We start from the raw sequence: 12,004 nt of genomic DNA, 5'->3' as shown, positions 1-12,004 counted from the left end.
GTTTTTTTGTTATAATAATAAGGTTGTCTAAAGTAAATCATATATTTTAGGCAGATTGGTTTACAACTATAATCAGCTGTACTATAATTCAAATAGAAATAAATCGGAATCATTCTGAATTAAAATAGGTGAGATGATATGGAAAATATATTAGAAATAGAAGGTTTGACATTTCGCTATGAAGATCGAAATGTGATAGAAGACATTCATTTGCAAGTTCCTAAGGGAGCTTTTTTAGGTTTGGTTGGACCGAATGGATCTGGTAAATCAACGTTGTTAAAGTGTATATTAGGTGTTTTGAAGCTAAAGAAAGGAAATATTCGATTATTTGGCATTGATAGTAGAAAATTTAAAGCATGGAATCAAATCGGTTATGTTTCACAAAAGGCTAACAGCTTTAACTCTGGGTTTCCAGCAACTGTGTTTGAAGTGGTTTCTATGGGGCTTGTGTCGAAAAAAGGCTTATTCCGCTTTTTGACGAAAGAGGATAAAGAAAAGGTAGCAAAAGCAATTGCAGATGTAGGAATGAGTGAGTTTCAAAATCGTAACATTGGAGAACTTTCTGGAGGTCAACAGCAACGTGTGTTTATCGCTCGTGCACTTGTAAGCAGTCCAGAATTACTCATTTTGGATGAGCCTACTGTGGGAGTTGACATAAAGAGTGTAGAAAGTTTCTATGAAATATTAGAAGATTTAAATAAAAGGTTAGGTATTACACTTATTCTTGTTACACACGATATAGGAGCTGTAACAGAAAAAGTGACGCACGTTGCATGTTTAAATCAGCGTTTACATTTTCATGGGAAGGTAGAGAAATTCCGAGAGTTAGAGGATGCAGACATGTCCATTTTATATGGGTATCATGTTCATCGATTAGAACATGATCATGAGCATCACGGGAGGGTACAATGATACAGGATTTTTTACAATATGATTTTTTACGAAATTCATTATACGCTGGTATTTTAATAGGATTGATAGCGCCTCTTATAGGAGTATTTGTTGTAATCCGCCGTTTGTCCCTTATTGCAGATGCATTAAGTCACGTGACATTGTCGGGGATCGCTGCAAGTTTGTTGCTTGAAAAAACGATATTTACTGGTGGATTTTTAAATCCATTATATATGGGGATGCTTTTTTCAATGGGCGGAGCATTGCTTATTGAAAAATTACGCTCTGTATATAAACATTATCAAGAGTTAGCAATCCCGATTATTCTGTCAGCTGGGATGGGGATGGGGGTTATTTTCATCTCGCTTGCTAATGGGTTTAATACAGATTTATTTAGTTATTTATTTGGTAGTGTAAGTGCTGTAACAAGCGCAGATTTAATGATTATTGGCATTGTAGCAATCGCGGTTGTAGCAACGATTATTTTATTATATAAAGAGCTATTTTTATTATCATTTGATGAAGAATATGCTGTGTCAACAGGACTTCGTGCAAAGTGGCTCCACTTTATTTTTATTATTTTAGTTGCTCTTGTTATTGCTGTATCCATGCGAATTGTTGGGGTTCTTCTTGTATCGTCTTTAATGACTTTACCGGTAGCAGCAAGTATTCGAATTGCTAAAGGATTTAAGCAAACGATTTTCTTCTCCGTTTTATTTGGAGAAATTGCTGTAATTGGTGGAATGTTAGTTTCTTATCAACTCGATTTAGCTCCAGGTGGTACAATTGTTATGTTAGCGGTTCTCATTTTAATTGGTGCAATCTTATGGAAGAAGAAAAAAACGGCATAAAGTAGGGATAGTTATGAACTTAACAGAAGCTTTACGCTTAATGAAGGAAAAAGGATATAAACATACTGGAAAACGAGAGGAAATGTTACGTTTATTTGCGAAACATAATCGGTACTTAACAGCAAAAGACGTGTTAGAACACATGAAGGATAATTATCCGGGATTGAGTTTTGATACAATTTATCGTAATTTAACCGTATTTGCTGAAATCGGTATTTTAGAGCAGACAGAATTAAATGGGGAAAAACATTTTCGCTTTACATGTTCTATTATGGAACATCATCATCATTTCATTTGTTTAGATTGTGGTGGTACAAAAGAAATTACTTCTTGTCCAATGGATTTTATGAATAAAGATTTTAAAGGATATGAGGTCACAGGTCATAAATTTGAAATATATGGACGTTGTCCGAAATGTGCAAAGTAAGAGCTCATCAGCTGAAAGGTTGATGGGCTTTTCTCATATGATACAGAAAGGCCTGTTTACATCATAGTGTAAGCAGGCCTGTATTATTATTGTTCTTGTTTTTCTTTTTCTTTTTCTTGGTTTTCAGCCATTTCAGCAGCGATGACATCAATTTCTTTTTTGAGTTCTTCTACCATTGTTTCTTCTGGAACTTTTCGAACAACTTTTCCTTTGCGGAATAATAAGCCTTCACCACGTGCTCCAGCAATCCCGATATCAGCTTCACGAGCTTCGCCTGGGCCATTTACTGCACAGCCAAGCACAGCTACTTTAATCGGTACTTTTAATGTAGAGATATACTCTTCCACTTCATTTGCAATACTGATTAGGTCGATTTCAATACGTCCGCAAGTTGGACAAGAAATAAGTGTTGCGGCATTTGAAGCAAGACCAAATGACTTTAACAATTCACGAGCCACTTTTACTTCTTCAACTGGATCAGCACTTAGCGAGATGCGAAGTGTATTTCCGATACCTTTGCTTAAAATAGCTCCAAGACCAGCGGCACTTTTAACTGTTCCGGCAAATAGAGTACCAGACTCTGTAATGCCTAAATGCAATGGATAATCGAAAGCACGAGCTGCTTTCTCATAAGCTTCAATAGCTAAATTTACATCGGATGCTTTCATCGATACGATAATATCATGAAAGTCTAAGTCCTCTAAAATTTTAATATGATGCAATGCGCTCTCGACCATACCATCAGCAGTAGGGTAGCCATACTTTTCTAGAATATGACGCTCTAATGAACCGGCATTTACACCAATTCGAATTGGAATACCGCGCTCTTTGGCAGCATTTACAACAGCTTCTACTTTGTGGCGGCGCCCGATATTACCCGGGTTAATACGCACTTTATCAATGCCACCTTCGATTGCCTTTAAAGCAAGACGATAGTCAAAATGAATATCAGCAACAAGCGGAATATTAATTTGCTTTTTAATATCAGCAATGGCATTTGCAGCTCGTTCGTCTGGAACAGCTACGCGGACAATTTGACAGCCTGCTTCTTCTAAACGCTTAATTTCAGCAACAGTTGCTTCCACATCATGCGTTTTTGTTGTAGTCATACTTTGTATAATTAATTCATTATTACCACCAATTGTTAAATTACCGACTTTAACCGGACGTGTTTTTGTACGATGAGTTATTTCATTCACGAATAGATCGCTCTCCTTATAAAAGAAGTTTCTTATTTTGTCTCTTATACCACACATAGTATATGAAGTATAAGGAAATCGAAACCACTATGCTTGGTTTCACTTTTACTATTGTATCAGCGCCTTTATAGAATTGACAAGGATAATGTAACGGTTCATTGATATAATGGGAATTTATACGATTTTCCAATTTGAATTTTTGTAGACGTTCTCTCTTTATTTAATCGTTTAAAATCGTTGATTACTTTTTCGATGGATGGAACTTTTTTCTTATTAATAGCTTCTGTAATAGAGAGAACAGTATCTCCTGTTTTTACCTCGATTTTTTTATAAGATGTATCCGTCTTCTTTTTTGTCTCTTTCTTTATATCTTCTTTTTTAACAGTTTGAGCAGCAATTGTTTTTTTGTATGAGCTTAACATTGGCAAAGTACCAATTTTTATATCGTAATAAAATATATAACCGAGAACAAGCACAAATAAAAATACGCCAAGTCTCTTCATATTCCTCACTCCTTTGTTAGGAATATATGCTTGTCCTAAAAAAAAATGCCTAAATAGCGATATAGAATGTATGGTAAGAAAGCAAATCAAATTGGTTGTTTCATTCTGGAGAAAAGAGGACGTTGAGAAAAATGTATTTCAAAGACGTTCTAAATGGGGTGTATACAGTTGAAATCTCAAATGGAAAGGATAGAACGTATCACTTCAAGCAACATTACGCCTATGTAAAGGAAACGGATAACAATTTATCAATTGACATGAACTAAGTCTAAGTGAGCAAAAGTTTATATCAAATAAAGGCGATCCAAAACGTATGCGTTTTGGATCGCCTCTTTTGTAATCATTATTTTTCTTTTGGTGTTGGAATTTCTTTTATTGCTAAGTATAAGACGATTAAAATAACTGCAATGTAAAGAGGGAATGATCCGGGAACTGTAATCTTTAGTAAGTCCATAATCATAAAGAAAACAGTTGGGATTGTATAACTATAAGCAGTTAACGTCCAAACTTGTTTATAAGATAATTTGCGCTGACCGCTCATAGCAGATCCGATAAATGCTAGTAGTGTAACACCTAAAAAAGTAATAAATAATTGGAATAAATAAGTAAAGAACCCGATAACAAGCATTAAAATAGGATACATACTATTGAAAAAAGAAAGAAAGTCTTGCAAGTCTTTTTTCTCAAGAGAAGCACCTAATAAATCATTGTAAGAATATGTTCGTGTTATTCCATTTGCAACAGAAATAACTTTGTCTTTTAGAACAAACAACCCTGTTTTGTTCGTATACTTTCCTGTATCAGTAGCATTTGGATCGAATACAAAGATAGAGTTTCCCTCCTCTTTTTCAATGGGTTGATTAATATCTGCCTTTAGTTCCCCATTTTCTATTTTAAAGTCTGGAATGTCTTGTTCAAGCGCTTGCTTTATGATTCCAACGCTATCTTGAATAACGCTGCCATACAATAAAGTTCTCGGGATGGTTGTAAGGAAACAGAGTAATAAGATATAAAGAATCGTTTTTCCGATTTTTTGAAACCGAAAAAGCGCCATGTCTTTCGGTGAGTATAGGCTCTTTCCAATTTGTGTAAAGATAGACATAGATTCACTTCCTTTTTATATTAAGTAGACATATATAAACATTGTAACGTACGTATCTAGAGAATCACAAGCAATATCGCGCTCTCATGTCATGCGTAGCGAGTTTATTATATAAGTTTTTTGAAAACACAATGCATGAAAAGAAAAATATAATTGACACTTTTCTTTTTTATATGGTAAATTTATCTTACATTTCTTGCATCTTCTATTTTGTAGGAAGCTCGTTTTTATAGAAGTTTCATGGAAGAAGCATAAAGAATGATATAGTCGTTTTTCCTATAATCATTTATATAATCTTGGACCCTTAGCTCAGTTGGTTAGAGCAGACGGCTCATAACCGTCCGGTCGTAGGTTCGAGTCCTACAGGGTCCATACCCATGTTACATACTTATAAATGCAGGCAAGAAGCTTCCTTGTAGAAGGAGGCTTTTTTTACGAAATAAGTGAGCATTTTGTTTGAAAAGAAATGGGGATTTTGCTACTTTAATGATAGCAAGACAATGTGATTTAATTTGTTTTCACCCTATGGCAATTAGGGTAAAATGAAGTTGTATGCCAAACTGTTTTGGCAATACATAAAATGGGAGGAATATAACAATGGCAAAACATGAATTACCAAATTTACCTTATGCGTATGATGCATTAGAGCCTCATTTTGACAAAGAAACAATGAACATCCATCATACGAAACACCACAATACGTACGTAACAAACTTAAATGCTGCATTAGAAGGTCACGCAGAATTAGCTGACAAAAGTGTTGAAGAATTAGTTGCAAACTTAAACGAAGTACCAGAAGAAATTCGTACTGCAGTACGTAACAATGGTGGTGGACATGCAAACCATAGCTTCTTCTGGACAATCTTATCTCCAAATGGCGGTGGACAACCAGTAGGTGAACTTGCTACTGCAATTGAAGCAAAATTCGGTAGCTTTGATGCATTCAAAGCAGAATTTGCAAAAGCTGGTGCATCTCGATTCGGTTCTGGTTGGGCTTGGTTAGTAGTAAACAACGGTGAACTAGAAGTAACAAGTACTCCAAACCAAGATTCACCTTTAACAGAAGGGAAAACACCAATCATCGGTTTAGATGTTTGGGAGCATGCTTACTACTTACATTACCAAAACCGCCGTCCTGATTACATCAGTGCGTTCTGGAATGTTGTAGACTGGAATGCAGCTGAAAAACGTTACCAAGAAGCTAAATAATAGTACTTGTTTCATTTTATACAAGGGAATATGAAAAGAGCTAGGGGCATATGCCGCTAGCTTTTTTGTATGCTTTCTTTTACATAATTGTGCCTAGTCTTTGGAAGACTAGAACATGAAGTAAAGGAGAGTTATATATGAAGTGGAAACATGTAATTGGTGATGTTGAGGTGAATCGGGATTTAATATTATTACTTAGTATGGGCGGATTGTATACACTCGCTATTTCATTATCCAATACATTTGTTAACATTTATTTATGGAAGCAAACGCAAAATTATGTAAACATAGGGCTATATAATTTAGCAAGTGTTTTGTTACAACCGCTGACTTTTTTATTCGCAGGAAAATTAGCGAAAAGAATCGATCGCGCCATTTTATTGCGGATCGGAGTCGGAACATTAGCGACTTTTTTTATTGTAGTTTTACTTACAGGAACGCATGCTTCCCAATATATTATATTAATAGGTGGGCTCCTTGGTATTGGGTATGGGTTTTATTGGTTGGCCTTTAACTTGTTAACGTTTGAAATTACAGAGCCAGAAACGCGTGATTTTTTCAATGGTTTTCTTGGTCTTTTAACTTCGTTTGCTGGCATGATTGGGCCAATAACAGCTGGATATACCATTTCTCGTATGGAAAAGTGGAGCGGCTATACAGTGATTTTTTTTCTTTCATTAACTTTGTTTGCAATCGCTGTTGTTATGAGCTTTTTTTTATCGAAAAGAGAGTGTGAAGGCCGTTATGAAGTTGTACAAGTTCTACAGGAACGAAAGATAGATAAAAACTGGGGAAGAATCACACGTGCTCATTTTTTTCAAGGGCTACGAGAAGGGATTTTTGTCTTTGTTATTTCTGTGTACATCTATTTGGCAACAGGGAGTGAATTTGCGTTAGGGAAGTATAGTTTAGTAAATTCGGCTGTTTCGTTTGTAGCTTATTACTTAGTTACTCGCATGTTAAAAAAAGAATGGAGAAAAAAAGCCATTTTGCTTGGTGGAATTATTTTATATGCTGTGGTATTTTTAGTTATTTTTCATGTTACATATGCGAAATTACTTATCTATGCAGCTTCTATTGCAATTGCTTATCCAATCTTACTCGTTCCTTATGGCTCAATGACTTATGATGTAATTGGAAGAGCGAAAAATGCAAAAGAATGGCGAGTGGAGTATATTGTTGTGCGAGAATTATGGTTAAATGGTGGAAGAATTTGCTCTATTATTAGTTTTTTATGCGCTGTATCGTTTTTTCAACCAGAAAAAAGCTTACCTGTTTTATTAGGCATCCTTGGAGCTGGACATTTCCTTGTTTATTTTGCTGTGCGAAATGTCAAATACAGTGAGAAGAATATGAATAGAACAAGCATAATAGCTACAGAAACGATACCAAATCGCACAGAACCAGAAGGTTAACTTCTTCTTTGTTTTATGCTAGAATAAAAAGACACGTAAAATAGCTGTAAGGGCACCTGTAACAGGTGTCCCTTTCATATTATATAGCTAAAGGTGGTAGAGGGGGTTCGTATGAGTAAGAAAAAAAAGAAAAAGACCCACGTTCCGTTTCGGCTGAACGTGTTATTTCTTTGTGTATTTTTAATGTTCTCTGCGGTTATTGTAAGGCTTGGTTATGTACAAATTGTTCATGGGGAGGAGTACAAAAACGAAGTTGAGAAAAAAGAAAACTCAACAATTAGTAATCCGGTTCCACGTGGAAAAATATTTGACCGATATGGCCGTTCCGTTGTAGATAATGATCCAGTTCGAACCATTACATTTACGCGAATGAAAGGGTCGACTTCAGAGGAACGTTTAGAAACAGCGAAAAAGCTTGCAGATTTAATTGAAGTATCACCGGATAAATTAACAGAACGTGATAAAAAAGATTATTGGCTGTTCCTTCATAAAGAAGAAGCGAAAGCAAAAATTACAAAAAAAGATCGCGAAGAATTAAAAGAAAAAAAAATTGATGATAAAGAAGTCGCAGAGCGTCAACGAAATCGTGTGACGGAAGAAGAATTAAATCAATTAACAGAAAAAGATTTAGAAGTGCTGGCGATTAAGAGTAAGATGGACGGCGGATATGCTATGACGCCGCAAATTATTAAAAAGCAAGTAACCCCGAAAGAATACGCTGTAGTCAGCGAGCGTTTAGCGTTATTACCAGGTGTCGATACAAATGTGGATTGGGATCGTAAATATACGTATGATGATATGTTCCGCAGTGTACTTGGTGGTGTAACAAGCTCGGATGAAGGGTTACCAAAAGAACGCTTAGATTATTTCCTTGTTCGGGATTATAACCGTAATGATCGAGTTGGAAAAAGTTATATTGAACAACAATATGAAGATGCACTTCACGGTTCAAAGGCAGAAGTGAAGAATATTACAGATAAAAATGGTAATATTTTAGAAACAGTAAATGTCTTGAAAGGGCAACGAGGAAATGATCTAAATTTAACAATTGACATGGAACTGCAAAAACGTGTCGAAGAAATTATTGGAAAATATTTAATGAAATTTAAAGGTTCAGAGCCTCTGCTTGATCGAGCGTTTGTTGTAATGATGAATCCGAAAAACGGTGAAATTCTGTCAATGGCTGGGAAACAGCTTGTCAATGAAGATGGGAAAACAGAAGTGAAGGACTTTGCTTTAGGTACAATGACAAGTTCTTATCCAATGGGGTCGACTGTCAAAGGTGCAACTTTGTTAACTGGATATCAAACAGGTGCCATTACACCTGGAACAACTTTATTGGATGAACCGATCAAATTAAAAGGGACACCGACGAAATCTTCTTGGAAAACGATGGGTTATATTAATGATTTAACTGCTTTAAAGATGTCTTCTAACGTATATATGTTTAAAACAGCGATGAATATTGCAAAAGTACCTTACATTCGTGGAGGTACATTAGATATTAAAAAACAAGCGTTTGATGATATGCGTTATTACTTTAGTCAGTTTGGTCTAGGAGTGAAAACAGGTATCGACTTACCGAATGAATCAGCTGGACTTCAAGGTTCGCAGTATACACCTGGTTTCTTGTTAGACTTAGCGATTGGCCAGTATGATAACTATACACCACTTCAGCTTGCACAATATGTATCTACAATTGCAAATGGTGGCTATCGTATGCAACCGCAAATTGTAAAAGAAATTCGTCAACCAGCAGCGAAACCTGATGAAGTTGGAAAAGTCATTCAATCAATGGAACCGAAAGTATTGAACCGTATTGATATGCCTGAGAGTCAGATTAAACGAATTCAAGAAGGGTTTAGACAAGTGTTTAATGATGCGGGTGGTACTGGGAAAAAATACTTTGCAACTGCAAAGTATCAAGCTGCCGGAAAAACAGGAACTGCTCAAACGGTATATGGTGGCGACAAAGAGATTGGGAAAAAAGCAAACGGTGAGCGTGTACAAATTTATAATTTAACGCTGGTAGGATACGCACCGCTTGAGAATCCAGAAGTTGCTTTTTCTGTTGTTGTTCCGTGGGTATATAGTGATAAAAGTGGAATTAACGGATACATTGGTCGTGAAATTCTGGATGCTTACTTTGATTTGAAAAAGCAAGCATTAACAGGTGAAGAGCCGCAAGATGAAAAAGGGGAAAAATCAAAGAAACAAGATGATGAATAAATTGATATCAGTTTGGCACACTATCTCAAAAGATAGTGTGCTTTTTTTGTAAGTGATACATATATTTTAGTAATGATGGACAAGTCCAGAAAATGCAATTATCTATATGAAAGTTTGAAGTCAATTGTAGAGAATGGACAGAAAAGGGGAGGGGCTTTCATGATCATTCAAAAAGTTGAACTTTACAAAATTTTTACAAACAATTAAAACCTCATTAATAGTTTGGCATTATTCTTATACCTGTAATCCTGTTATGTAGGTTACTTCTAGGAGGAACACGTGTGAAGGGGATACACAGATTGAGCAAGGTTTTCATCGTATCGATATGTTCTATATTTTTGTACATGTCTCCTGCATTTGCTGCAAATAAAATAGGAGAAGTGAGAGTTGATGGATCCTCAACGGTTTTTCCTATTATGGAAGCAGTAGCAGAAGAATATACAAAGAAAGAACCGCATGTGAAAGTTTCTATTAGTATTTCTGGGACAGGAGGAGGATTCCAACGTTTTGGAGCAGGAGAAGTGGATATGAATAACGCTTCACGTTCCATGAAACGAGTAGAAGAGAAAATGATGAGAGAGAACTCCATCCAATTTACACCACTTGAAATTGCTTATGACGGTTTGACTATGATTGTAAATCGTCAAAATAAGTGGGTGGATAATATGACAGTAGAAGAATTACGGAGATTATGGAGTGAAGATGGAAGTATAAAACGGTGGTCGCATATCCATCCAGAATGGCCGAAGGAAAAAGTTCAATTTTATGCACCAGGCGTGGATTCTGGTACGTATGATTATTTTCAAAATGTAGTCTTACAAAAGAATCGCCTTGTAAAAACAGTTTCATTGTCAGAAGATGATCAAGTTATTATGCAAGGTGTTATGAATGATAGAAATGCGATTGCATTTGTAGGGTATGCCTACTACATGGCAAATCGTGATAAGGTAAAGGCCATTAAAGTAAACGGTGTATTTCCGACAAAAGAAACCATTCAATTTGGAATGTATAAGCCGTTATCAAGACCTCTGTTCGCATATGTAAATCATGCGTCTCTCCACAATAAAGAGAGTGTAGCAGATTATGTTGCATTCATGATGAAGCATGTAGGAGAGTTAGCCGAGGAAGTCGGATATGTAAGGTTACCAGAAGAAAAATATAATGATCAGCTGCGAATGTTAACAGAAATAGAGAGATAATGTCAGGGTGGAAAGGGGTTTTCATCTTTGGCTCATCATAACAAAAGTCAAATTACATTTTCTGTGCAGCATTTGATTGAAAGGAATCGGCTTAAAAGAAAGAAAACGCAGCGAATCAATCGAATGGTTCCAGTATTTCTAAAGGCAATTGCTAGTGTTTCTATTATAACGACAGTAGGAATCGTGATGACGCTTGCAAATGAAACGATGATGTTTTTTCGAAAAGTATCATTGCATGATTTTTTTCTTGATAAAGAGTGGTTACCTTTTTTTGAAGAACCGAAGTTTGGAATACTTCCGCTTATATGTGGAACATTTCTTGTTACAATCATTGCTATGGTTGTGGCGATTCCAGTTGGATTAGGGTGTGCCATTTTCTTAAGTGAGTATGCTCCAAAGGCTGCTAGAAAGTTATTAAAGCCGTTGTTAGAACTATTGGCAGGTATCCCGACAATTGTATACGGCTTTTTTGCATTAACGATTGTTACACCACTTTTACAAAAAATGATTCCAAATTTACAATTTTTCAATGCGATTAGTCCAGGAATTGTAATTGGTTTTATGATGATTCCGACGGTTGCTTCTCTTGCTGAGGATGCAATGGGGGCTGTAGCAAAGGGAGCCAAGGAAGCCTCGTTGGCGCTTGGAGCAACTCGATTTGAAACAGTCAAGCAAGTCATCTTACCTGCCGCGTTTAGCGGAATTATAGCTGCGGTTTTATTGGCAGCTTCTCGTGCGATCGGTGAAACGATGATTGTTGTCATTGCGGGCGGTTCAACGCCAAATTTATCTTTGGATCCAACACATTCGATTCAAACATTAACAGCATATATTGTTCAAGTGAGTTTAGGAGATGCACCGCATGGTACGATTACTTACTACAGTATGTATGCTGTAGGGGCTACGCTCCTTGTATTTACGTTTATGATGAATATCATTTCACAGCAAATTATGCGTCGATTTAAAGAGGCGATATAAA

11 protein-coding genes and 1 tRNA gene are annotated in these 12,004 nt (G+C 36.1%); 9 read left to right on the top strand and 3 right to left on the bottom strand.

Translation table 11 applies throughout. The features are described 5' to 3' along the window. Window positions 1–138 precede the first annotated feature (138 nt). Genes MR056_RS13795 through MR056_RS13785 form a run of 3 tightly spaced genes read left to right on the top strand, consistent with a single transcriptional unit; the run spans window position 139 to window position 2,169 of the window. On the top strand, window positions 139–912 hold the full coding sequence (locus tag MR056_RS13795) for a metal ABC transporter ATP-binding protein (protein ID WP_012095473.1): 774 nt from the start codon (window positions 139–141) through the stop codon (window positions 910–912). After that, the gene (locus MR056_RS13790) at window positions 909–1,742 is read left to right on the top strand and encodes a metal ABC transporter permease (protein WP_012095472.1); all 834 of its coding nucleotides are present in this window, start codon (window positions 909–911) and stop codon (window positions 1,740–1,742) included. The genes MR056_RS13795 and MR056_RS13790 overlap by 4 nt, the downstream gene beginning before the upstream one ends. A gap of 13 nt (window positions 1,743–1,755) precedes the next feature. After that, window positions 1,756–2,169, top strand: coding sequence for a Fur family transcriptional regulator (locus MR056_RS13785; protein ID WP_012095471.1), 414 nt, complete (start codon window positions 1,756–1,758; stop codon window positions 2,167–2,169). An 86-nt stretch (window positions 2,170–2,255) separates the two neighbouring features. Here the strand turns inward: MR056_RS13785 and ispG are convergent, their stop codons facing one another. From ispG to MR056_RS13770, 3 genes are all read right to left on the bottom strand, one after another. Continuing rightward, window positions 2,256–3,425, bottom strand: a complete 1,170-nt coding sequence (gene ispG / locus MR056_RS13780; protein ID WP_176371953.1) for a flavodoxin-dependent (E)-4-hydroxy-3-methylbut-2-enyl-diphosphate synthase — start codon at window positions 3,423–3,425, stop codon at window positions 2,256–2,258. A gap of 98 nt (window positions 3,426–3,523) precedes the next feature. Further along, complete coding sequence (locus tag MR056_RS13775; RefSeq protein WP_012095469.1) at window positions 3,524–3,871, bottom strand: hypothetical protein; 348 nt, start codon at window positions 3,869–3,871, stop codon at window positions 3,524–3,526. Between the two features lie 343 nt (window positions 3,872–4,214). Then, window positions 4,215–4,973: a DUF1189 domain-containing protein gene (locus MR056_RS13770; RefSeq protein ID WP_012095468.1), complete on the bottom strand. Its 759-nt coding sequence runs from the start codon at window positions 4,971–4,973 to the stop codon at window positions 4,215–4,217. 298 nt (window positions 4,974–5,271) lie between these two features. Between MR056_RS13770 and MR056_RS13765 the strand changes: the two genes are divergently transcribed. The 6 genes from MR056_RS13765 (at window position 5,272) to pstC (ending at window position 12,003) form a co-directional block, all read left to right on the top strand. Then, window positions 5,272–5,345: transfer RNA gene (locus tag MR056_RS13765), tRNA-Ile, on the top strand. A 225-nt stretch (window positions 5,346–5,570) separates the two neighbouring features. Then, a complete protein-coding gene (gene sodA / locus MR056_RS13760; RefSeq protein WP_012095467.1) occupies window positions 5,571–6,182 on the top strand; it encodes a superoxide dismutase [Mn] in 612 nt (203 codons plus the stop codon). Between the two features lie 137 nt (window positions 6,183–6,319). Continuing rightward, the gene (locus MR056_RS13755; protein WP_048723873.1) at window positions 6,320–7,597 is read left to right on the top strand and encodes an MFS transporter; all 1,278 of its coding nucleotides are present in this window, start codon (window positions 6,320–6,322) and stop codon (window positions 7,595–7,597) included. 111 nt (window positions 7,598–7,708) lie between these two features. After that, window positions 7,709–9,826, top strand: a complete 2,118-nt coding sequence (locus MR056_RS13750) for a peptidoglycan D,D-transpeptidase FtsI family protein (protein ID WP_048723874.1) — start codon at window positions 7,709–7,711, stop codon at window positions 9,824–9,826. Window positions 9,827–10,116: 290 nt separating this feature from the next. Further along, window positions 10,117–11,025: a PstS family phosphate ABC transporter substrate-binding protein gene (locus MR056_RS13745; protein ID WP_087099231.1), complete on the top strand. Its 909-nt coding sequence runs from the start codon at window positions 10,117–10,119 to the stop codon at window positions 11,023–11,025. Between the two features lie 27 nt (window positions 11,026–11,052). Next, a complete protein-coding gene (gene pstC / locus MR056_RS13740) occupies window positions 11,053–12,003 on the top strand; it encodes a phosphate ABC transporter permease subunit PstC (RefSeq protein ID WP_012095463.1) in 951 nt (316 codons plus the stop codon). Window position 12,004: the final 1 nt, after the last annotated feature.

Source organism: Bacillus cereus group sp. BfR-BA-01360, from assembly GCF_022663595.1.
GTDB classification, from domain to species: Bacteria; Bacillota; Bacilli; order Bacillales; family Bacillaceae_G; genus Bacillus_A; species Bacillus_A cytotoxicus.
This window is presented reverse-complemented; position numbering and strand designations above follow the sequence as displayed.